The sequence below is a fragment of the Priestia sp. FW507-14D1A genome, from assembly GCF_058781295.1.
In genome coordinates, this window is the sequence record NZ_JBYSWQ010000002.1 from 917,394 (window position 1) to 940,870 (window position 23,477).

Below are 23,477 nucleotides of genomic sequence, written 5' to 3' on the forward strand. Positions count from 1 at the left end.
AATTAAAGGTTAATCATAAAAGCTTGAAGGTTCTCTGTCAACTATATGAACTGATAATGAAAATCCGACATGATTACTCATGTCGAATTCTAAAGTCTCTTCATTATTTTAAATAACTCATAAATGTTGTCGCTAGACCGAAGTAAATTAAAATACTGATAAGATCATTGATCGTTGTAATAAATGGTCCTGATGCGACTGCAGGGTCAATTTTGAACCTGTGCATGAGAAGCGGGATAAACGCTCCTGCTAGTGTAGCCACAATCAATGTTGAAAATACAGAGACGCCTACCAAAGCGCCTAAAATAAGATCACCTTGCCAAATATAAACAATTAATACAACTAAAAGTCCACATGATGCGCCCGTAATCATTCCCGTAGCTGCTTCTCGGATTAACAGCTTAAATTTGCTTTCTTCTTCGATTTCTCCCGTCGCCAGTCCACGAACCGCAACGGCTAGTGCCTGTGTTCCTGTATTACCAGCCATACCGCCAATCAAAGGTATAAATACAGCTAAAATAGCTACTTGATTCAACGTATCTTCAAAACGTCCAATTAAACTCGCTGTCATCATTCCTAAAAACAGCAAAATGATAAGCCAAGGCAGCCTCTTTTTGGCCGCTACTAAAGGATTGTGGTCGATCGTATCATCTACATCGCTAATACCGGCTAATTTAGAATAGTCATCGGATGCCTCTTCATCCAGAACATCCATCACATCATCAACCGTAATAATCCCGAGAAGATGCTGCTGAAAATCAACAACTGGAAGCGCAAGAAAGTTGTAATCGCGCATAATACGGGCAACTTCTTCTTGGTCTTCTGCTACTGACACGGATACGACTCGTTCATTCATCACTTCGCTTATCATCGTATCTTCATCTGCTATAATTAAATCACGAAGAGAAATAACACCTGCTAGATGCTTTTGTTCATCAATAACAAATACATAATAAATCGTTTCCGCTTCCGGAGCTTCCCTGCGTAGAATGTGCATGGCTGAATGTACGGTTTGATTTTCACGAATGGCCACAAATTCAGTCGTCATAATACTTCCAGCGGTATATTCCTCGTAATGAAGCAACTCTTTAATTTCATCGGCTGCTTCTTCATCCATAATCGTTAAATAGCTCGCCACTTGTTCTTTATCCAATTCATTTAATACGTCAACGGCATCATCCGCCGACATTTCTGACAGCATGTCTGCTGCAAAATTGGGATGCATCTCTGAGAGAATTTCTTGATAATCTTCTTCTCGTATCTCTACATTTTCAAAGATATCCGCCATTTCTTCTGGAGATAACATCTCGTACAGCGCAAATCTAGAAGGCTCATCTAATTCTTCAAAAAATTGAGCTTGGTCATACGTATGCATATGTAAAAATTCTTCACGAAATGCATCGATTTCATTTTTTTCTAAAAGTGATAATAAATGTTCGGCGAACCATGCCTTTTCTTCTTTTTCAATTGAATCTGTCATGTCTTCAACCTCCCTGTCGTACAAAACTCATTTAACTTTATGATGAATTTTGTTTTTTTTCAACTCACAGCTCTTTACTCTTTTCCCAATAATATATAAGTTCTACACATAGTTTGCTCCATATAAGGGTAATTTTATATCGTCAAAGGAAAAACCTTTTAAGGATGTGGATAAAAGATGAAAGTAGATATAATAGGGGATATCCATGGGTGCTATGATGAATTAAAAGCGTTAACAGAAAAACTTGGGTATGAGTGGCAAGACGGGATTCCTGTCCATTCTGACGGACGGCGCCTTGGATTCGTAGGTGATTTAACAGACCGAGGACCTCATTCACTAAAAGTGATTGAGCTCGTATGGTCCCTCGTAATAAAGCATCAGCAAGCTTACTACTGTCCAGGCAATCACTGCAATAAGCTATATCGCTTCTTTTGCGGTAACAAAGTGCAAATTACTCATGGGTTAGAAACGACCGTTGCTGAGTACGAAGCTTTACCTTCAAGAGAACAGAAATTCATTAAGAAAAAGTTCATTGAGCTTTATGAACAATCACCTCTATATGTGCAGCTTGATCAAAACCAATTAATTATTGCTCACGCCGGCCTTAAAGCTGAATACATCGGCAGAACGGATAAAAAAGTAAAAACCTTTGTGCTATACGGAGACATTACGGGTGAAAAGCATCTAAACGGCATGCCTGTCCGACGGGATTGGGCCCAACATTATAACGGAAAACCGTTTATCGTGTATGGGCATACACCCGTAGTAAAAGCTAGAAAAATTCATAATACCATTAATATTGATACAGGCGCAGTTTTTGGAGGGGCTTTAACGGCGTTTCAGTATCCTGAAAGGAATATTATATCAGTGCCTTCATCTATGCCTTATGTAGAGGAAAAGTTTAATCACTTCGTGTAAAAAGAAAGTCGCTTTTCATTAAAAAAAGCGACTTTCTTTTACGATTTGAAGTTTCTGCATATCTGGCGGCAAAGGTGCTGTAAAAGACAAAGTTTTTTGTAAAAAAGGATGAAAAAAAGTGAGTTCATAGCTGTGAAGAGCTTGACGAGAAATAAGATGATTCGTTCCGCCATATAAGGTATCTCCAAGCAGTGGATATCCTTTATAAGCCATATGAACACGAATTTGGTGAGTTCTCCCCGTCTCAAGCGAAAGAGCAACTTCTGTAAAAGAAGAATACTGACGAAGCGCCGTATAGTGTGTAATAGCAAATTGCCCATCTTCTCTTACTTCCCGTTCGATGATACTTGACTCTTTTCGGCCAATCGGTGCCTCTATCGTTTCTTTGCCAACAAGCTTACCATGAACAAAAGCTCGGTACACGCGTTTAATTTCATGTTCTTTTTGTGCTTTAGAGAATAAGTAATGAACATGCCTATGTTTAGCAACAATAAGCAGCCCAGATGTGTCTCGGTCCAACCTATTTACAAGATGAACAGTCGAGTTAATGTTATTTTTCTCATAATAATAGAGCACAGCATTACTTAGTGACCACGTTAGATGTTCTCGAGAAGGTATACTTGGCATGTTTGGCTGCTTATTCAAAACTAATATATACTCATCTTCATATACAATATCCAAAGGTATAGCTTTAGGAAGAAGACTTTCACTTGCTTTTTCTGGTGGAAACGCCACCTTGATTTCGTCACCTTTTTGCAGAATATATCGAACTGTTGCATGCTTCCCATTTACTTCAATTGCTCCTCCTCTGAACTTAATGTCCGTCAGAGAAGCTTTGGAAATATCATGTTCTTTTAAAAATTCACGAACCGCTACACCCTCGAAAGAATGATCTACGGTCCAACTCAACGTAAAAACTTGTTTCATTCTCTTCCCTGCCTTTAATCATCACATACAAAAGAGTCTCTGACACGCTGCCAGAAAGGAAACGCACGAAAGCGAGCAAATCGAATTTTTTCGCTTGCTACCCGAAATTGAATCGACTTTACATCTTTATGTAAAAGAGTTAAATGATCAATGGTAATTTGGAAGTCTGCGTCGTTGACAGGCTTTAACAGCGCTGTATGATGTCCAGGAAGAACCAATGGAGAACCTATCGTACGGAACACTCGATTGTTAATAGAAGCCATTTCAGCAATTTGAATAGCTTGAAGCGAAGGATGTAAAATCGCGCCTCCCAGGGATTTGTTGTAAGCTGTACTTCCCGAGGGAGTGGATACGCAAAGGCCGTCTCCTCGGAATGTCTCAAATCGCTGCCCTTTAATTTCCACATCCATTACTAAAGAACCTTCTACACTTTTTACCGTACATTCATTCAGCGCTAAGTATCGAGCTTCGCGTCCACCGTTTGTGTAGCGAATAATCACTTCGAGCAGTGGATACTCTACAGTCTGATAGGGTGTCTTTGCAATAGCAATCACCAGCTTCTCAATCTCATCAGGTGTCCAATCTGCGTAAAAACCTAAATGGCCGGTATGAACCCCAATAAAAGCCGTCTTGTCAAGTCGGTTTCGATAGCGGTGAAACGCATAGAGAAGCGTTCCATCCCCTCCTACTGACACTACAATATCAGGCTGGTTTTCATCATATTCTAAATGAAAATCTAATAAATACGTTTTCATTTTTTGCATAAGCGTATTTGATATTTGGTTGCCTTTTGATGTAATAGCAAATTTTATTTTCTCCACCTAATTCTCTCCCCCTATCCATCCAATGTACAAAGCTGTTGCTGAGTCATAACTAAGATTCTTCCGCCGATTCTTTTTTTCGTGAGAAAATAGCCTGAGCTTCTTGAATCTCACCTCGTATTTGAGACATTTCTTCATCGAGCTGAGTAGCCGCTTCAGAAGCACGCTGAAGTCGCTTTTTGATATTCTCAGGAAATTTCCCGCTGTACTTATAATTTAAAGAATGCTCAATTGTAGCCCAAAAATTCATAGCCAGTGTACGAATTTGAATTTCCACTAAAATTTTCTTTTCACCTTTAATTGTTTGAACAGGATAACATACGACCACATGATATGAACGATAGCCGCTTTCTTTTTTATGAAGAATATAATCTCTTTCTTCAATCAATTCAAAGTCTGTTCGCTGACGCAGGAGCTCTACGACCGCTTTAATATCGTCCGTAAATTGACACATCATACGGAGTCCCGCAATGTCCTGCATCTCTTCCTCTAAGCGATCGAGAGAAATTCCTTTTCGAGTCGCTTTATCCAAAATACTAGCGACAGGCTTTACTCGTCCCGTCACGAACTCAATAGGTGAATGCGTAGACTTCATATCATACTGTGAACGAATTCCTTTTAACTTCACCTTAAGTTCTTCAACGGCTTGTTTATACGGTGCTAAAAATAAATCCCAATGCCTGATCATTAATAACACCCCCCTCTTTTCTCTCTATTACTTATTTTCTTTATCTAAAAAAACTTCCTCTACTCTTGCTACCATCTCGTCTCCATAATTCACATTTCCTTCGATGTTACTGATGAGATAAGACAGCTCTTCTTTAACGGCTGATAGCTCAATTACTTCCTTGTTAATTTCTAAAAATACTTTCATATCTTTATGTAAGACGTGCTTTAAATTCGCCCAAATATTGTCACTAAGGCCAACATACATAAATTGATCATTAATATCTACAACATATACAAATGACATGTTATCTGAGTCAACAAGCATTTGTTTTGTATCTTCCAATTGTTCAATTTTCGTCTCAATAGGGTCTGCTTTTAAATGTAATTCATTTGATTTCATCACACAGGTAGTGATGTCAATTCGATTGTGCATAAATAAACTCCTTCCAACTATACAATTCGTTACTATTTTAACACATTCCAGGAACGTTTAATAAAGGTAAAACCTAAACAATCCGTATTTCTTCATTTTCCAAGTTCCCCATCTGGATATTCCTGTTAGGAAATGTGGTTTTACTGTCTCAAAAAGTGTGATAAATTAAGATGTAAAGTGCCTTACTAAAAGACCTAAATTAAAAGGATGATTTCATTGAAACAAGAAATTGAAATTGAATTTAAAAATATAGTAACGAAAGAAGAGTTTGATCGTCTCCGCTCACACTTTCAATTAACTGAAGATCAGTTTGTTTCTCAAGAAAACCACTATTTTGATACACCTGCTTTCTCATTAAAAGACTGCGGGGCTGCCCTGCGAATTCGAAGCAAAAAAGGTAAGTTCGTTCTCACGCTCAAACAGCCTCATCAAGAGGGTCTTTTAGAAACACATGAAGCACTAACAAATGAACAAGCTAAAGAATTGCTAGATGGCAGTGCCAAGATTCCGTCAACAATTCAACAGCTTATTACTGATTTACAAGTTGATAGCCATGCGCTAACTTATTTTGGCACTTTGCGTACAAGTCGAGCAGAAATTCCATATAAAAATGGGTTACTTGTACTCGATCATAGCTTTTATCTAGGTGCTGAGGATTATGAACTTGAATACGAAGTAACCGATGCCAATGAAGGAGCAAAACATTTTGAGCAATTGCTTACGGAGCTTGATATTAAAAAGAAACCAACGGAAAACAAAATTCGACGGTTTTACAAGCGAAAGTATACGTTAATGGATGGAGAATAAATTTATGAGCATGAATATTAACAAGTACATGTCTTCCGTTCAATTTCCTGGAACGCAGCCATTTTCAGTTAACAACCAGCTGCCAACAGCTAACGTGATGCTTGGTACAACTTTACTCTCTGTATTTGCTCAGCTTTTTCAAGACTACGTCAATCAAGAGCCTCAAATGAGTACCAATCTTTACTTGAAAGCAGCGCAGTTGTTTCCATCTACGGCAGTTCAAATGCAGTCCGAGCCATCTGTTTTTTCTTCAGGTGAGGCAGCGGCTTCAAATGCTGCCTTACCTGCACAAAAAAACGAAGCGGCAAAGGCCAGTTCTCAGGATGTACAAACGATCATTACAGAAGCAGCTGCACGCTACCAGCTGGATCCTAAACTTATTCGTTCTGTTATTAAACAAGAATCAAACTTTAATCCATCTGCCAAAAGTTCTGTAGGAGCGGCTGGGCTTATGCAGCTAATGCCAGCAACCGCTAAAGCTCTTGGTGTAGAAGATCCGTACGACTCCAAGCAAAATGTATTTGGAGGAGCCAAATATCTTCGACAAATGTTAGATAAATACAATGGAAACGTGAAATTAGCGTTGGCGGCCTATAATGCTGGACCAGGTAATGTTGATAAATACGGCGGAGTACCTCCTTTTCAAGAAACGCAAAAATATGTAAATAAAATTATGTCTTCTTATCTTGTGTAAAAGAGCCAAATCATTCGCCACTTGAACATGGAATGGCTATAGTTTGCCGAGGTTACACTATATAAATAGAAGGAAACGTTTGTGAAAGTATTCCTTTGTTTCTCATAATTAGTGATTCGCCACAGCATCATAGACTTTTCTTATGTAAAATTCCACTTTATCTCTTTTCCAGTAGAAGAAGTAAGCGGATAGTTTGAGTTAACCAAATGACACTGCTAAAATTAAGGAAAGTAAAAAACACCAAAGAGTTAAGACGTATATTTCTTATAATAAAGGAGTTATCAACATGAGAGAAAAAATCCACTCCCCTTACGAATTATTAGGCGGTGAACATACGATTTCAAAACTTGTTGATGCTTTTTATACACGCGTTGGACAACATCCTGAGCTCGCACCAATTTTTCCTGATGATTTAACAGAAACAGCACGAAAGCAAAAGCAATTTCTGACACAATATTTAGGAGGGCCTTCGTTATACACTGAAGAGCACGGTCACCCTATGCTGAGAGCTAGGCATCTTCCTTTTGAAATTACACCGTCAAGAGCCAAAGCTTGGCTGACGTGTATGCATGAAGCAATGGACGAAATTAATTTAGAAGGCCCTGAGAGAGATGAACTTTATCATCGTCTTATTTTAACTGCCCAACACATGATTAATTCACCGGAACAGACAGATGAGAAAGGATTTTCACATTGAGTAATCTAAATAGCCAATACCCATCCTTGCATCAGCTTTGTCAAGGTTCAAATAAAAAACCGCTTGAAATCTATGTATTTGTTGACCCTCTTTGCCCGGAATGCTGGGCACTCGAGCCTATTCTAAAGAAGTTACAAATAGAATATGGTCAGCTGTTATCCCTCAAGCATGTGCTTGGAGGAAACTTACAGCAATTAAATATTGGAGCACAGCAGAAATTTGAACATATTGCAAAATCGTGGGAGAAAACTGGAAGCCGTTCCGGTATGTCATGTGACGGCAATCTGTGGCTTGAAAACCCAATCGATACTCCTTACGCTGCATCAATTGCGATTAAAGCGGCCGGTCTGCAAGGAAAGAAACAGGGCATTCGCTTTTTGAGAAGACTTCAAGAAGTAGTATTTTTAGAAAAACAAAATGTTACAGAAGAATCTGTCTTAATACAATGTGCAAAACATGTGGGGCTAGATGTTAATGAATTTGTAAAAGATTTGCATTCAGATTACGCTGCGAAAGCCTTTCAATGTGATTTAAAAATCACGTCGGAAATGGATGTCGATGAGATTCCAACTCTTGTGTTCTTCAACGAAAAAGTTGAAGAAGAAGGCATTAAGATATCAGGATACTATTCGTACGAAACATATGTACACATCATCAAAGAGATGTTAGAAATTGACCCAGATCCAGCTTGTCTTCCGCCTCTTCGTTCATTTTTAAGCTACTTTCAATTTGTTGCTTCAAAAGAAGTTGCAGTTGTGTATGGTTTATCATTAGAAGAGGCTGAAAAAGAATTGAAAAAACTTCAGCTTCAGCAAGTTGTTGAGAGAGTTCCTGTTAAATACGGAACCTTTTGGAGAAGTACTGAAAAGAGCTGTTAATCATTACATGTTGATGCTTATCCTAAGCATCAACTAAACAAAAAAGACTTGGCTTTCGCCAAGTCTTTTCGTTTGTCTTAAGACAACAAGGGGATGGGAGAAATTTTTCACGGTCAAACAAAGGGGTATATGTTTGTTTTGTGATAAACTTCACGATTAATACTATAGCAAATTATGTCGACTTTTGGCAACCCCTTTTTTCAATTTTATTCACTTTTTTATAAAAAACTTCATAAACAGCCAGATTCACTCATATAGTACAACCAATTATGCTTTTAATAGAGGTGTTAACTATGAAAATTGCTGGAATTACTCTAGGGGTTGTTATTCTTTTGTTTTCTTTTTTATTCTATATTTTATCTCTTATGCAGCTTGTTCCTCTCCTTATCGCAGGCCCTCTCTTATTTTTAGCTATTCTTATTATTTTTACATTGCTTAACAATCACAACAAGTTTCGAGGATTTAAAAAATGAAGCAGGATACAACTCCTGCTTCATTTTAATTTTATTGATTTAATAAACGTTCCATTTCCGTTAATTTTTCTTCAAATACGGCTAGCGCTTCTTCAATTGGCTGAGATGTTGTCATGTCCACTCCTGCCTTTTTCAACACTTCAATTGGATAATCAGAGCTTCCTGACTTTAAGAAACCTACATAGCGCTCAACAGCTGCATCTCCTTCTTCAAGGATTTGCTTGCTTAATGCTGCTGCTGCACTGAATCCTGTAGCATATTGATAAACGTAGTAATTGTAATAAAAATGAGGGATACGAGCCCATTCTAATCCAATCTCTTCGTCAATTACTAAGTTGTCTCCAAAATACTTTTTATTTAAGTCATAATACAATTTTGTTAACAATTCAGGTGTAAGCGGCTCTCCGTTTTGAGCACGTACATGCACATCGTGCTCAAATTCAGCAAACATCGTTTGACGGAATACCGTACCGCGGAACCCTTCTAAATAATGGTTAAGCAAGTACAAGCGCTGCTTTTCATCATCAATTGTTTTTAGTAAATAATCATTTAGAAGCGCTTCATTACACGTTGAAGCTACTTCTGCCACGAAGATTGAATAATCTCCGTAAGGATATGGCTGCGTCTTTCTTGTGTAATAACTGTGTACAGAATGGCCAAATTCATGAGCTAGTGTAAACAAGTTATTTACATTATCCTGCCAGTTCATTAAGATATAAGGATTGGTGCCGTACGTTCCTGAAGAATACGCACCGCTTCGCTTGCCTTTGTTCTCATGGACGTCTACCCAACGATTTTCAAATCCTTCTTTTAACACATTAAGGTAGTCTTCACCTAGTGGTTTCAGACCTTTTAAAATATAGTCTTTTGCTTCTTCATAGGTTACTTCCATTTTTACGTCTTTTACTAAAGGCGTATAGAGATCATACATATGAAGCTCTTCAATTCCCAATACTTTCTTACGTAAATCAATATATCGATGCAATAAATGCAAATTATCGTTCACTGTTTTAACTAAGTTATCGTATACTTCTTCTGGAATGTTATTTGTGCTAAGAGCTGAGTGACGAGCTGAATTATAGTGACGAACGCGGGCGCTAAAATTATCTTTCTTCACTGTGCCGCTTAATGTACTTGCAAACGTATTTTTAAATTTACCGTACGTTTCGTACACTGCTTTAAACGCTTCTTCTCGTACGCGGCGATCGCTGCTTTCTAGAAAACGAATATAGCGTCCGTGCGTAATTTCTACTTCTTCTCCATTTTCGTCTTTAATGGAAGGAAATTCTAAATCTGCGTTGTTTAGCATTCCAAACGTGTTGCTTGAAGATCCTAGCACTTCAGAAGCCTGAGCAAGAAGCGCTTCTTCGCTTTCTGATAAAATATGCGGACGTTCGCGAGTAATTTCATCTAATGCATGAGCATATAACTTTAGCTCTTTATGTTCCGCCATGTATTGTTTAATTTTTGATTCTTCAATAGACAAAATTTCTGGCGTTACATACGATAGTGCACTTGCAATTTGGGTATAAAGTGTTTTGATGCGATCATTTAACCCTTGATAAAAAGAGTTAGTGGTATCTTGATCGTAGCGCATATGAGCATATGTATAAAGTTTACTAACGCGCATTGTGAGCTCGTCTTGCTCTTGAAGAGCGTCATATAAAGTTTGAGCGGACTCTCCAAGTTTTCCTTTGAATTTTTCCATTTGCGGAATAAGAGCTTTTACTTCTTCAAATTCTTTTTCCCATGCGTCATCTGAAGCAAAAATATCCTCTAGTTTCCACGTATCTTCTACTTTTATCTCGCTTCTACTTGGTAACTTTTTTACTTTTGATTGTTCACTCATGGTCATCCCTCCATCTTTTTCTACCTGTCTATAACTGTTCGCTTTTTCTAAGGCGAATCCTTTTTATTTCTCTCGTTATTGTATGTTGTTTTAAAAGAATTAATCAAAAGTCAGTACGCTTTTGAAAAAAGGATTCTTTCTTAAGCGTACTGATTTTCAGTGATTATGTCACTTCTTTTGCTTGATTTAACCACCTTTTCATCATTTGTCCATCTTCTAAAAAAGCATCAGATGTTTGCTTTGGAATCGTGTAGGGCCTTCTGATTTTGTATACTCCAGAAGTTATATACGTTAGCATTCCTAGCCGGCATAATACCTCTATATACTCAAACAGGGGCTGTTCCATAGCAACAGGAGCCATGGTTAAAGACCGAAATATAATATGCCTCTTATGAATTCTGTAGAGCCATAGCCGGCATAACTCTTGTTCTGTAACTAAATCCCCTACTTGCTTCTGCTGCATTAAATCAAGAAGCAGCCACGTTTGCCATATAGTAGCAGACGTTTCAACCATGTATAAAGAAGGCAGCGGCATGCCTGCTTCTGCTGGAATATGGGAGGGAGGAATATTTTTTTCATAAAGAGCGTGTAAAAAAGGCTGAAGCTTCTGATTAGGATAGAGGATATAATGCGTTCTCCATGCCTTCTTTTTCTTTATCCATGAAGAGAAAAATTGAGGTTGTGTATGTGTAGAAAAAAGATCATGAAAGGTATGCTCGTGAGGAGAAAGCACGACAAGCTGTGCATAACAAATCTGAGATGAAAAAGGAATAAGATGTTCAAGTTTCAACAGTTGATTAGTAGAAGGTGAAAAATAAAGAAGTGTGGGCGTATAATCGGAAAGAGTAAGAAACTGCCACTCTTGAAAAGAAAGTTGATACATGTAAGTGGATAAGCGCTTCATTCTTTTTGCTCCCATAATCCAAAGGGGCATATAATTTCCTTTCTCATAATGAATAGAACGTTTGGTTAGCACTGAGGAAGATAAGGAAGCACATTGAAATTCGATTGCATATTTTTGCGAGGGCGTATTTACAAGAAGATCTGGACGCTGCATAATGTCAGGAAGATAACTTTCTAACTCGACTTCAACATGAGAACTAAACCAGTGAAACAGCTTTCGTTTTCCATCGAGATGATAATCTGTTTCACCTTCATGCTGAGCGACGCACGTTTTTTTCAGGTGAGCAAAATGAGGGATTTTTTTTGTACCTACCTTTAACTGTACAGGGGATTGACAAGAGGGACAGTAGAACTGCTTTTCTTTTTTCCACAGCTTAAGCTGTTCAAGCGAAAAGCGCTGAGCTAGTGAAATGAGACCTTCTTCTGTTTGGGCAACTAACAATCGTACATTTCTCCTTCCTATAGCAGCGAGCTATATCCTTGTATTCGACACCTTTCTACTAAACCCTTTTCTTTCAGAAAAAAACCACATTGCAACATACGCAATGTGGTTTACAGCGATTATAATAGCGGTGAAAGCAAACGAGCCGTTGATTCAAATAGCCGCTGTATAAATGGCCGCTTTTCAAAGTCTTTAAAGTGAAGCTCACTCGTTTCTTCTAAATCTTGCATATATTCATATACGAGTTTTTGGGTACTAGCTGTGCGATATAAAAAAGCATTTACTTCAAAATTCAAATGAAAGCTTCTCATATCCATGTTAGCTGTTCCAATAGAGGCAATTTCTCTATCAACAATCACAATTTTGCTGTGCATAAATCCTTTTTTATACTCGTAAATTTTCACACCTGCTTCTAGCAGCTCAGGAAAATAAGAGCGTGATGCATGAAAAACAATTTTTTTATCGGGCTTCTGAGGTACAAGAAGCCTTACATCTATACCGCTTAGAGCAGCTACTTTGAGAGAAGTAAAAATATCTTCATCAGGTATGAAGTAAGGAGAAGCAATCCAAATGGACTCTTTCGCAGACGTAATCATCGAAAAAAATAAGTGTTTAATAATTTCCCACTCACGGTCTGGTCCGCCGGCAATCATTTGAACACCGCCGCACTTTTCCATATCAATGTCAATTAAATCCGGCGATAGATACGTTTGAGTAAGCATCGTCTGACCTGTCATATAATACCAATCTTGCAAGAAAATAAGCTGCAATGAACGGACTGCCTCACCCCTCACCATCAAATGGGTATCTCTCCAAAAGCCAAAATGCCGACTTTTCCCGAGATATTCATCACCAATGTTCAAACCTCCTACAAATCCAATTGTTCCATCAATGACTACAATTTTACGATGATTACGGAAGTTGATTTTATTATTGAGAAATGGAAGTCTCACCGGCAAGAATGGAATCATTTCTACGCCAGCGTTTCTTAACTCGTGAATATAATGCGGTGAAAGCTGAAAACTGCCCACGGCATCATACAAGAAACGTACATAAACTCCTTCTTGTACTTTCTGAATTAAAATATCTTTAATTTGTTCTCCTAAGTGATCATGTCGTACGATGTAATACTCTAAGTGGATATGATGCCTTGCATGCTTTAATGATTCCATAATTTCGTGAAACGTCTCTTTTCCATTCGTCAATGCGCGTGTATCTGATGAAAAAGAAATTGGACTCTTGCCAAGCCTGACGGCTAGCTTCAGCATTTGCTTTCTACTGGTGCCCAACTGTTCAAAGTGATTTTCTAATATATCGGAATCTCTTTCCATCTTTAAAAGCACCTGTTCATCCAGCTTTGCTTTTTTAGCAAATAAACGCCGTTTTCGCGTATTGCGTCCAAATAACAAATAAAAAAAGAACCCTATTACCGGGAAACCGCCTAATACTACGAGCCACGTTAGCGTTTGAGTTGGATGACGGTTTTCTAATGAAATAACAAGACCGATGAAAACAACACTAATCGTAATTAAGATACTTAGCACGCCAATAAATTTACCGTCCCAATACCCTTTTGTAAAATAAAGCAAAGCAATAATACCAATAACAAAAATTAAAAGCTGTAATCTATTTTTCAACTTGTTTTCACCTATCCTAAAACCAATCTTTCGTCATTAACACCGGATCCATGTACCGTTATTATCCTCAAACTAGGGATTTTAACCCTACACTTTTCTCGTTCAGAAACGAGTTTCCTTCTTTCTCCACTTATGTTCGTTTCATACAAGCAGAGAGCTTTTCCCAAAATGAAGACAAAACAAAGACCGATTTCATATACATGAAATCGGCTGCTATTATCGTAAAGGAAAATACTGTTTTACTTGTTCAAGTGCATTTTCACTGATTAATTCTTTTCCATATTCCATTAAACGATGAACTGTTACATTTGATTCATTTGCATATTCTAAAATGATACTTAAAATGTTATCAATTTCAGCTACAAAATCTTCATCATCTGTAAACTCAACGTATAAATAATATTTCCCTTCAAACACGTACATGCTGTTGATGATATCATCTAACTCTAAATGGTGACTTAAGGAAATTAAATGTTCTAAGTCTTGAAAGCGTGCGACGAACTGTAGCCCTTCGTCTTCTATAATTTCTTCTTCAAAATCAGCTTTTTTATTTTGATTCGCTTGATGATCAAGCAACGCTTCAATTTTTCCATCTACAGGGATATCGATTTTATCATTTTCACCAACAGGTACTTCGAACTTTTGACCGTCTTTTGAAACTTGTGCTCTTGTTACAATAACCTCTAGCCCCTTCTCAAGCGCATGTACTTGAATCCAAAGAGGACCTTCTGCTACAAACTCTTCTTCTTGATGAATTTCGTCCATCATCTCCCAGAATAGCTCTTCACTGCGCTCTCGGCTAAACCAAATTTCATTGCGATCAAATCCACGTTCTTCAATATCTACGTAAGTGACAAAGAATTTTACTGTGTTTTCATTAATGCGTTCGATTTCCATTATCATCTCTCCCTTCGGAAAAATCAGTGAAGGTAATCCGGCCATTTCGAACATTACCCCTAAACGATGAAGGGACTATTTTACCCCCGTGTTAAAGCAATATTACATGTACTTTCTCACTTTGTAAAGCATTCTAACTTGGGATATACAAGCATACACTATTTGAGTGAACCTTGTATATCTATTTTATGACAAAACGCGAAAGAAAGGAAATAAAAAATACTCTGACAACTCATAGCCACCTTACACCTTACTTTGTTATATACATAATCTCTTTACCCTATGAACGCTTTTTGTTAAAAATGAACACAGATAAAGCAATATGAGCTACTTATCCTTACATATTGGGAGGGAAGACTATTGGATTTAGAATTAATAACCTCCATTCTTCTTATTATCGGTATCGATATTGTATTAGGTGGAGACAACGCTATTGTTATTGCCTTAGCAAGCCGCAACTTACCTGAATATCAGCGAAATAAAGCTATTTTTTTAGGGACTGGCTTAGCTGTGATCGTTCGCATTGTACTTACTATTTTAGCTGTTTATTTACTAACTATTCCTTACTTGCAGCTCATCGGCGGTTTTTTATTAGTGATTATTGCCTTTAAGCTTCTTGTATCAGAAGGTGATGATGCATCTTCAATCCGTGCAGGTGTGACATTAGGCGCCGCTGTAAGAACGATTGTATTTGCTGATATTGTAATGGGACTAGATAATGTAATAGCTGTAGCAGGCGCAGCTCATGGAAATATTATGTTGGTTGTTACCGGATTACTCGTATCCGTCCCCATTATTGTTTGGGGAAGCAAGCTCATTTTGTATTTGATGGAGCGATTTCCCCTGCTCGTTTATGGTGGGGCAGCTATTTTAGCTTATACTGCTGGAAATATGATTGGGCATGAAAAGAACTTACATTCATTCTTTGCAGACCATACATCTCTAGGAACATTTATTCCGTTTATAACAATTGCTGTCGTGCTGATAAGCGGCATGGTTGTTAATAGCTTTCGTTCAACTAAATGATAAAGAAAAGGCCATACTAAACATTTTTATTTAGTATGGCCTTTTCTTTAGTTTAATGAGCACAGCAGTCTTTTATTCATAAAACACTTTGTACACTTAAAAAATAATCTCTGTCAGTAAAAAAAGAATAGATGGTACGAGTAAGCAACCAAGACCTGTATAAAATGTAGCTGTCATGGCTCCGTAAGGTACAAGTTTTACATCTGTCGCGGCTAAACCAGCTGCTACACCGCTCGTCGTCCCCATAACTCCTCCATAGATCATTGCTGTACGAGGGTTGTTTAATTTGATTTTCTTAGCAAATACCGGTGTTAAAATCATAACTGAAATGGATTTAATTAATCCTACAGCTATACTTAACGCGATAATATCAGAAGAGGCTCCAATCGCAGTTCCAGAAACCGGCCCCACAATATAGGTCACGGCTCCTCCTCCGATTGTGGTCAAAGCAACGGGATCTCTATATCCAAAACAAAGAGCAATAATTACACCTATTACAAAGGAATAGAAAACCCCAAAAAACAAGGCCGTAATCCCGCTGATTCCCGTTTTTTTGACTTCGCTAAAATTAGCGCCGAATGCAGTAGCAATAATGGCAAAATCTCGCAGCATCCCTCCGCCCATTAAACCAATTCCTGAAAATAACTGTATATCAGAAATCCCTTTCTCTCCTCCTGTATTCACTCCACCGATATAAGCAAGGATCAATCCAAACATAATAGCAATAGCAGATCCGTGAACTCTTCCTTTTGTTAATTTATCTGATAAAAAATAAGCAATATACATGACAATCCCAATAATAGCAAATGCCGTAATCAGCCCGTTATTTTCTAATCCTTCTTTGATCATATTCATCATTTGACCTGCTCCTTAGGTAAAATAGAAAGCTCTATTTCTTGTTCTTTCACCTTCGCTTTCTCTCCTATTCTGCTGATAAATGGTATGGATAAAAAGCCTACTACGACTACTACCACCCCTGCAAGAAGCGCCATGCCTCCTCCATCAAGAGCAGCTACAACATTTTGCTGTGCAGACATTGCTACCACGATAGGAATATAAATACCTCCCCAAAAAGCAATGCCTTCTTCGGATTTTACTTGGAGCTTATTTTTCTTCTTTAAATAATCCACCGCTAGTACAAGAAGAAGCATGGATACCCCTACTCCTCCAACGTTGGCTTCTACTCCCATCAGCCCTCCTAATGCGTCCCCTACAATTACCCCTATCAACATGCAAATAGACAGCAGCGCTACACCGAAGATTATCATATTACTTCCTCCCCAACCCATTATTGAAAGCGTTTACTTTACGGTTTAAAAATAGTGTAAAGGAAAAAAGTTGAATAACCTATGCATTTTTAGTTATATACTTATATCAAAAATGACATAATACAGTTTTTCTCTACTGTTCACTTTAGATTTATTCGAAAAAGAAATAAAAATCATGACATTTAGTCATGATTCTTATATGTATTCATGAGGTATACCGGAGGGTAAATGTTTAAAATAATCAATCACAAACTGCCTAAAGATTTGTTGTAAATCCGTCACGTAGCCTCCGTTGTTCCAAGCTAAAAAGATTGTACGTTCAAATATTTCCTCTTCAATTTTCAGCAGTTTTACATCTTTCCCTGTAGAACCTCCCCAAGTTACTTCAGGAATAAAACCTATTCCTTGCTTCGCTCTAATCAAACCTCTCACTGTTGCTGGGTCATCGCTTTCAAACGTAATTTGAGGTACAAAATTCTGTTCCTTACAAATTACATCCGTTATTTTCCTTAGCTCTTTTCCTTTCTTTAGCACAATGAATTTCTCATTTTTAAGTTCATTTAACTTTACGCGTGATTGCTTGGCTAAAGGATGATCAAGAGGCACTGCAAGCAAAATCGATTCACGGAGCAAAGGAGTATGTTCGATCTGACGGGTTGTTAATGGAAAAGCTGAAATACATAAATCAAAATCAGGCTGTGAATTAGAATTAGTCAAATGCTGCATCAGTCGAAAACGCACCTGAGGATATTGCTCACGAAATCTGCTTAATAGCTTTGGAAGTAAATGTGAACTAGCTAATACAACAAGGCGAATTTCTTCACATGGATCGTTCGACATATCCTTTAGCTCGTGCTTTGCGTCTTCTAATGTTTTTAAAGCAAGTTCTACTTTGGCACAGAATGCTTTACCATACCGATTTAATTTAATGTATTTACCGTTTCGATCAAACAAACGAATGCCTAGCTCTTTTTCTAACTGTGAGATCGTTTTGCTGAGCGCAGGCTGAGATACGTATAGCTCTTCGGCCGCTTTACTGATATGTTCTAGTCTAGCAACTACTTGGAAATATTTTAGCTGTAAAAGCTCCAATCCGTTCACCACCACTTTTATGTGTTTAGTTACTCTCTTTCTTTACTAATTACATATATACTTCATTTTCCCTGCTATTTCGACAAAAAATAAGCAGCAGGGAGCCAGTGGCTCCCTGCTGCTTATTTTTTTATATACCAACTTCAAGCAAACGTTACTTGGTTGGTTTCTTATTTAAATCTTAAACAGACAAATATAAAAATTAACCATTCACAAGTCTTTGAGCTTCGCGAAGTTGGAAAGTACGCACTTTACGTGGTAAGAAACGACGGATCTCGTCTTCATTGTAACCAACTTGTAGACGTTTTTCATCAATGATAATCGGACGGCGCAATAAGCCAGGATTTTGCTGAATTAATTCATACAAATCTTGCAAAGGCATAGCGTCTACCTGAACGTCTAGTTTTTGGAAAGTTTTCGAACGTGTTGAAATGATTTCATCTGTTCCATCTTCTGTCATACGTAAAATTTCTTTAATCTCGTCGATTGATAACGGCTCTGAAAAGATATTACGCTCTGTATATCCAATATCATTTTCCTCTAACCAAGCTTTCGCTTTACGACAAGATGTACAACTTGGTGATGTATATAATGTAACCATTTACTCCTTCACTCCTTCTATCATAATCGGTCATAACATTTAAAACATGAACTGTAAATCATGTTGTTTTATACAAACTTCAACGAGTGTAAATATTTAATGACTGATAATGAAAATCGATACTACTTTATAATTACTTTTAAAAAATAATATCTATTTGCATTATACTATAAACTTCATCGGAATGATATACTTTTTGAAGTGGACTAGTGCATTAGTTCGTTCCTTCACTGTCATTATTTTCATTGCCGATTTTCTTCATTATTTATTTACCACACTACTATTACGAATAAACCTGTAGATTAGTTTCATTTTTTTATTATTTTTTTCTTTTACAAATTCTTCAAATTTTTCAGTCACTAAAAAAGCCTTGCAGAAGAACTGACTTTTCTGCAAAGCTTTTGAGATAACCTCTTATTTATTTAATAGCTGATGTGCTTCTTTTTCCTCGTCTCATTAAGATAGGATACAGTAACAGCCCGATTACAAATAAGCCAATACCTAAGAAAAATGTTTTTAAATCAGCTGTACCTGTCTTAATCACCCAAAGTGAATAAATAAGTGCTAACGAGGCAATGATTCCGTCTTTTACTCGCGATCCTTTAATCGTGTCGTACGTCTCACCCGTCACAATAAGCTTTAATTGATAAACTGTCGTCACGAAATAAGGAACTAAATAAGCGAGAGTAGCTACAACAATAGCGAAATTATAGGCTTGCGAAACTGTACCTGAAATAGTCGCAAACAAAAACAACTGTGTTAAGCCATTTGTTAATGTTAGTGAGCGGGCTGGACTATTGTTCTGATTTGTTTTAGCAAACCACTGTGGAAACAACCCTGATTTTGCTGCTTGATAAGGAACTTCTGCACTAACAACAATCCATCCAACCGTAGAACCTAATAAAGAAATAAGTGCTAAAATGGCCATTACGTAAGCACCTTTATGTCCAATCACCATTTCTAACGTATCTACCAAAGGTTTTTGAGACTGCTGAAGCTGAGCTGTTGAAAGAATCCCCATAGCTAGAAGCGTAATCCCCACATAGATAACCATTGAGATCAATAATCCAAGCAGTGTTGCTTTCTTGACTACTTTTTGTGATTTTGCACGGTTAGATAACAGTACAGCCGATTCAATTCCGATAAACGCCCACAGCGTAGCAATGGCTGCCCCATTGACCTGACTTCCCAATCCTACATTTATACCCTTTGAATTAACAAATTCTGTACTGACCAGGTTGGATGCGCTAAATAGCGATAGCGCCACGACAATAAATAAACCGAATCCAATAATTTTAGCTGCCGTTGTGATAAAGTTAATATTACCGGCGCTATTGATATCTCGCTGCAAAATAGCTTGAATTCCCCATAGGACAATAGAACATACTAAAAACGTAATGAATTTTCCAGCTTCTAATTGAAAATCTCCAACTGAAAATAAAATATCCTTACTCTCCATTACTGGAAAGAACGTTGTTAAATATCCCGCAAACGATATGATGACAGATGCTGTTGCAGCCCAGTTGGCTGCCCAGTAGCCCCAAGCCATGCTATACCCTGCTACTTTACCTGCTTTAGGCGACGAAAAAAGATTCGCTGCATAACTTTGAGGCCCTCCTTTTAATTCGGGCTTTCTCATGACTAAGTTCCCGAATACAAGAGCAATCATGAATACGCCAAGACCTGTTGCAATCCAAGCAAGTGTTGAACCGACTGGACTTGATACGTTTGCTAAATTAGAAGGAAGCATAAATACTCCGCCGCCTACCATATTACCAACTACAAAGGCTGTTAAAAACCAAAGTCCCCATTTTTTATCTTTCATTTGCTGTGTCTCCTTTTGCTTTCTAAACGCTTAAACTTTTGAGATAGAAAGCTCGATGCTAATCTATTAACACGTAATAATTATTTGTTTCTTCATTCATCTCTTCATTTGTTTAACAATATAATATATTAGCACACTAAAGCAAAAAGTGAAATAATAAATCCTTCATTTTCTTTTGGAAAAAAATGCGGCTGGAACACAACTACATCAATCTAAAGATGAACAAATGGGATATATGAGTTCGTATGAATCACGCTTGTTACACCGCTGTGGATTTCCGTACAAGACTTCGCTTTCCGCGAGCGGCCGGCGAGCCTCATCGTTGCTTCCGCTCCTGCAGGGTCTCGCTTTTCCCGGGAGGAGTCTTCACCTTACCCTCCAATTAACAGCTTGAAGCCCTACATACAGTAAACCTACGTTCACCATCACCATAAAAAAATCCGAACGAGTTGGATTCTTAATCAAGAATTCAACTCGTTCGGATCTTCCTTCAACGAAATTACTTTTGTCCGCGCTTTATTTTTTATCTTTTATGAAAACCTTTTGAATAGTAGACAACAACCAATAAAACAAACCATACCGGACCTACAATAAGGGCTATTCTTGTATCAGAGGAAAAACCCATCACCACTACTACTCCCGCTAAGAAAGCAAGAGAGAGATATGACGTATACGGGAAAAACGGAAGCTTATATTTTAAATCACTTACTTGGTGATCGCTTAATCCCTTGCGGAAGCGAATTTGAGAAAGTAAAATAATTCCCCATGTCCAAATTGCTCCAATAGTGGCAATACTCGTCACCCAGGTGAACACCTTATCAGGAACAACATAGTTTAAGCCAACTCCGATTAGCAGTACAACAGCTGAAGCGATAACTGCTGCACCAGGCACGCCGCCTTTTGTTAAGTTGGCATAGCGTTTTGGAGCTTCCCCATGCTGAGCTAAATTAAATAACATACGGCCTGTACTAAAAATTCCACTGTTACAAGAAGATAAAGCCGCTGTTAACACTACAAAGTTTATAATCCCTGCTGCAGCGGGAATTCCAGCTTTATCAAATGTTAAAACAAATGGACTTCCTTGCGTTCCGATCTCTGGCCAAGGATAAATAGACATAATAACAAACAAAGCTCCGATGTAAAAAATCAAAATTCTCCACAGTACATTATCAATTGCTTTTGTTAATGTCTTTTCCGGATTTTTCACTTCTCCTGCTGTTACCCCAATCATTTCAATACCAAGGTAAGCAAACATAACCATTTGAAGTGATAAAAGAACACCTTTCATACCATTCGGGAAAAAGCCCCCGTGACTCCATAAATTACTGATTCCTGTTGCAATGCCGCCATTTCCAATTCCAAAGATAATCATGCCTAGTCCCAGCACAATCATAAGGATAATCGTTACCACTTTAATAAGAGAAAACCAAAACTCTAGTTCGCCATATGCTTTTACAGCTAAAAAGTTAACCCCTGTCATGATAATGAGTGCTGCAAGTGCCCATATCCACTGAGGTACACCCGGGAACCAAAACTCCATATATACTCCAACAGCTGTAATTTCAGCCATACATGTAATAATCCACATAAACCAGTAGTTCCAGCCTGTTAAATAACCAGCAAGTGGCCCTAAATAATCGTTAGCATACTTACTAAAAGAACCGGCTACTGGATTTTGCACTGCCATTTCACCTAGCGCTCTCATAATAAAAAACATAACAAGACCACTGATTCCATACATGATAAGAATACCAGGACCCGCTAACCGAATAGCGGATGCAGAACCTAAAAACAATCCAACTCCGATAGCTGCACCTAAAGACATTAAGCTAATATGTCTTTCCTCAAGTCCACGGCTTAATTCTTTTTCTTGCGTGTTCCCTTGCATAATTCTCTCTCCTAACATATCCATTTCATTTAATAGCGATAGCGGCTACGTGTATAGTATTAACTTATTTTTCAGCTAAATAATTTCAGACGGTGTATGTATTAAAAATCTAATATTACAAGTTTCACACCTGCACTTTTATCGCTATCACATCTATAAAATACAATATTAAAAAAACTTCACTTTGTTCATTTTATCAAAAATCACAAAAAATGCGATAGTTTTTTGTGATTTTCACAAATAAACTTACGATAGAAATATAATAAAAAACCATTTTTTACATTATATGTTCTTATTCTACTATAATTATCTAATTATTAAGAATAATCAATCGATTATTCTTCTATATTTTCAATTATAGATGCTTACTTTTCCCTAAAAAGGGTAAAGATAAGATAACTGTTTAAACACTATTATGAACATCATCGTGAAAAGATCAGTAGGAGGGTGCTATGAATTGGTATGAAAAATTAAGTCAATATTTTCCCATTGAAGAAATGAAATCAAAGAAGCATATCGAAACGCTTTTACAAGAACGCAGCGATATTTATCATAAAAATGAAGGACCTCATCACGTATTAATGTACGTGGAAACAAACCAATTTATCTTTATCGATTACCTCTTTGTTTCAAAAGACGCTCGAGGTCAAGGGCTTGGCGGTAAATTAATTGATGAGTTAAAACAGCACAACAAACCAATTATCTTAGAAGTAGAGCCTGTAGACTATAAAGATTCAGACTCAGCAAAACGACTGCACTTTTATAAACGTGCAGACTTTAAGCATGCTCAAACAATTGGCTATAATCGTCGGTCATTAGCTACAAATGAAATTAACCAAATGGAAATTCTATATTGGTCTCCTACCTCTGAAACAGAGGAAAGCATTTTAAATAAAATGAAAAAAACGTACGAGTTAATTCATACGTACAAAGACAAAGAAATATACGGTGCGTCCTATCAGCCAGCAGATCAAGTGCTAAAAATTGATAAGAATCGTAAAGACGGCGATATCTTAGCAGATTTATAAAAAGAAGGTAGACGCATGTCTACCTTCTTTTTATATTTTTTGAATTATTATTCAACACATAACATTATTAACCACTTATATTCCTTTAGTTATAAGGTTTATACGTAGATATTTTGTCTTAAATATAAAATTCTGAAAATTTTTAATAGTATTTCTCAATCCTTTACTGTATAATACCTGTAAAGCGCTAATGTTACTTGTTCTTACATGTTTTTTGCAACTTG

23 protein-coding genes are annotated in these 23,477 nt (G+C 37.4%); 8 read left to right on the top strand and 15 right to left on the bottom strand.

The genetic code is table 11. The annotated features are described in order from the left end of the window. Positions 1-103: 103 nt before the first annotated feature. Positions 104-1,480, bottom strand: coding sequence for a magnesium transporter (mgtE, locus tag AC3WJG_RS13035; protein WP_014461563.1), 1,377 nt, complete (start codon positions 1,478-1,480; stop codon positions 104-106). 177 nt (positions 1,481-1,657) lie between these two features. Here mgtE and prpE point away from each other — a divergent pair, with 177 nt between their 5' ends. Further along, on the top strand, positions 1,658-2,398 hold the full coding sequence (prpE, locus tag AC3WJG_RS13040; RefSeq protein WP_025749875.1) for a bis(5'-nucleosyl)-tetraphosphatase PrpE: 741 nt from the start codon (positions 1,658-1,660) through the stop codon (positions 2,396-2,398). A gap of 18 nt (positions 2,399-2,416) precedes the next feature. Here prpE and AC3WJG_RS13045 read toward each other — a convergent pair whose 3' ends face one another. The 4 genes from AC3WJG_RS13045 to AC3WJG_RS13060 form a co-directional block, all read right to left on the bottom strand. After that, complete coding sequence (locus AC3WJG_RS13045; protein WP_013081773.1) at positions 2,417-3,325, bottom strand: RluA family pseudouridine synthase; 909 nt, start codon at positions 3,323-3,325, stop codon at positions 2,417-2,419. A 14-nt stretch (positions 3,326-3,339) separates the two neighbouring features. Further along, positions 3,340-4,137, bottom strand: a complete 798-nt coding sequence (locus tag AC3WJG_RS13050; RefSeq protein WP_025749877.1) for an NAD kinase — start codon at positions 4,135-4,137, stop codon at positions 3,340-3,342. Between the two features lie 61 nt (positions 4,138-4,198). Then, a complete protein-coding gene (gene yjbM, locus AC3WJG_RS13055) occupies positions 4,199-4,834 on the bottom strand; it encodes a GTP diphosphokinase (protein WP_028407486.1) in 636 nt (211 codons plus the stop codon). A 27-nt stretch (positions 4,835-4,861) separates the two neighbouring features. Then, the gene (locus AC3WJG_RS13060; protein ID WP_028407485.1) at positions 4,862-5,248 is read right to left on the bottom strand and encodes a UPF0738 family protein; all 387 of its coding nucleotides are present in this window, start codon (positions 5,246-5,248) and stop codon (positions 4,862-4,864) included. Between the two features lie 216 nt (positions 5,249-5,464). On the opposite strand from AC3WJG_RS13060, the gene AC3WJG_RS13065 reads away from it, so the two are divergent. The 5 genes from AC3WJG_RS13065 to AC3WJG_RS13085 all read left to right on the top strand — a co-directional run bounded on the left by AC3WJG_RS13065 (position 5,465) and on the right by AC3WJG_RS13085 (position 8,797). After that, complete coding sequence (locus AC3WJG_RS13065; protein WP_043980463.1) at positions 5,465-6,055, top strand: CYTH domain-containing protein; 591 nt, start codon at positions 5,465-5,467, stop codon at positions 6,053-6,055. 4 nt (positions 6,056-6,059) lie between these two features. Then, entirely contained in the window at positions 6,060-6,749 is a 690-nt protein-coding gene (locus AC3WJG_RS13070) for a lytic transglycosylase domain-containing protein (RefSeq protein WP_028407483.1), read from the top strand. A 286-nt stretch (positions 6,750-7,035) separates the two neighbouring features. Continuing rightward, on the top strand, positions 7,036-7,446 hold the full coding sequence (locus tag AC3WJG_RS13075; RefSeq protein ID WP_013055433.1) for a globin domain-containing protein: 411 nt from the start codon (positions 7,036-7,038) through the stop codon (positions 7,444-7,446). Positions 7,447-7,472: 26 nt separating this feature from the next. After that, positions 7,473-8,324 carry a ClpXP adapter SpxH family protein gene (locus tag AC3WJG_RS13080; protein WP_013055432.1) on the top strand — a complete coding sequence of 284 codons (852 nt, stop codon included), beginning with the start codon at positions 7,473-7,475 and terminating at the stop codon, positions 8,322-8,324. A 293-nt stretch (positions 8,325-8,617) separates the two neighbouring features. Then, positions 8,618-8,797 carry a hypothetical protein gene (locus tag AC3WJG_RS13085; protein WP_028407482.1) on the top strand — a complete coding sequence of 60 codons (180 nt, stop codon included), beginning with the start codon at positions 8,618-8,620 and terminating at the stop codon, positions 8,795-8,797. Positions 8,798-8,828: 31 nt separating this feature from the next. Here the strand turns inward: AC3WJG_RS13085 and pepF are convergent, their stop codons facing one another. From pepF to mecA, 4 genes are all read right to left on the bottom strand, one after another. Continuing rightward, the gene (gene pepF, locus AC3WJG_RS13090; RefSeq protein ID WP_028407481.1) at positions 8,829-10,646 is read right to left on the bottom strand and encodes an oligoendopeptidase F; all 1,818 of its coding nucleotides are present in this window, start codon (positions 10,644-10,646) and stop codon (positions 8,829-8,831) included. A 163-nt stretch (positions 10,647-10,809) separates the two neighbouring features. Further along, the gene (locus AC3WJG_RS13095; protein ID WP_028407480.1) at positions 10,810-11,991 is read right to left on the bottom strand and encodes a competence protein CoiA; all 1,182 of its coding nucleotides are present in this window, start codon (positions 11,989-11,991) and stop codon (positions 10,810-10,812) included. 119 nt (positions 11,992-12,110) lie between these two features. Continuing rightward, complete coding sequence (gene cls, locus AC3WJG_RS13100; protein WP_060746420.1) at positions 12,111-13,628, bottom strand: cardiolipin synthase; 1,518 nt, start codon at positions 13,626-13,628, stop codon at positions 12,111-12,113. Positions 13,629-13,844: 216 nt separating this feature from the next. Continuing rightward, the gene (gene mecA, locus AC3WJG_RS13105) at positions 13,845-14,525 is read right to left on the bottom strand and encodes an adaptor protein MecA (protein ID WP_013055427.1); all 681 of its coding nucleotides are present in this window, start codon (positions 14,523-14,525) and stop codon (positions 13,845-13,847) included. A 360-nt stretch (positions 14,526-14,885) separates the two neighbouring features. Here mecA and AC3WJG_RS13110 point away from each other — a divergent pair, with 360 nt between their 5' ends. After that, on the top strand, positions 14,886-15,551 hold the full coding sequence (locus tag AC3WJG_RS13110; protein ID WP_028407478.1) for a TerC family protein: 666 nt from the start codon (positions 14,886-14,888) through the stop codon (positions 15,549-15,551). Positions 15,552-15,647: 96 nt separating this feature from the next. Here AC3WJG_RS13110 and madM read toward each other — a convergent pair whose 3' ends face one another. The 6 genes from madM to AC3WJG_RS13140 form a co-directional block, all read right to left on the bottom strand. Beyond that, positions 15,648-16,409 (bottom strand): malonate transporter subunit MadM, encoded by a 762-nt coding sequence (madM, locus tag AC3WJG_RS13115; RefSeq protein ID WP_028407477.1) that lies wholly within the window; start codon positions 16,407-16,409, stop codon positions 15,648-15,650. Further along, positions 16,406-16,819 carry a malonate transporter subunit MadL gene (madL, locus tag AC3WJG_RS13120; protein WP_028407476.1) on the bottom strand — a complete coding sequence of 138 codons (414 nt, stop codon included), beginning with the start codon at positions 16,817-16,819 and terminating at the stop codon, positions 16,406-16,408. Before madL ends, madM begins: the two co-directional genes overlap by 4 nt. A gap of 195 nt (positions 16,820-17,014) precedes the next feature. After that, complete coding sequence (locus tag AC3WJG_RS13125; protein WP_337133864.1) at positions 17,015-17,911, bottom strand: LysR family transcriptional regulator; 897 nt, start codon at positions 17,909-17,911, stop codon at positions 17,015-17,017. Between the two features lie 202 nt (positions 17,912-18,113). Beyond that, entirely contained in the window at positions 18,114-18,512 is a 399-nt protein-coding gene (gene spxA / locus AC3WJG_RS13130) for a transcriptional regulator SpxA (RefSeq protein WP_013055422.1), read from the bottom strand. A gap of 418 nt (positions 18,513-18,930) precedes the next feature. Continuing rightward, positions 18,931-20,337, bottom strand: coding sequence for an amino acid permease (locus AC3WJG_RS13135; protein WP_028407474.1), 1,407 nt, complete (start codon positions 20,335-20,337; stop codon positions 18,931-18,933). Between the two features lie 523 nt (positions 20,338-20,860). Next, positions 20,861-22,225: an amino acid permease gene (locus AC3WJG_RS13140; protein WP_098332499.1), complete on the bottom strand. Its 1,365-nt coding sequence runs from the start codon at positions 22,223-22,225 to the stop codon at positions 20,861-20,863. 452 nt (positions 22,226-22,677) lie between these two features. On the opposite strand from AC3WJG_RS13140, the gene AC3WJG_RS13145 reads away from it, so the two are divergent. Further along, positions 22,678-23,253, top strand: a complete 576-nt coding sequence (locus AC3WJG_RS13145; protein ID WP_028407472.1) for a GNAT family N-acetyltransferase — start codon at positions 22,678-22,680, stop codon at positions 23,251-23,253. The last annotated feature ends 224 nt before the right edge of the window (positions 23,254-23,477 follow it).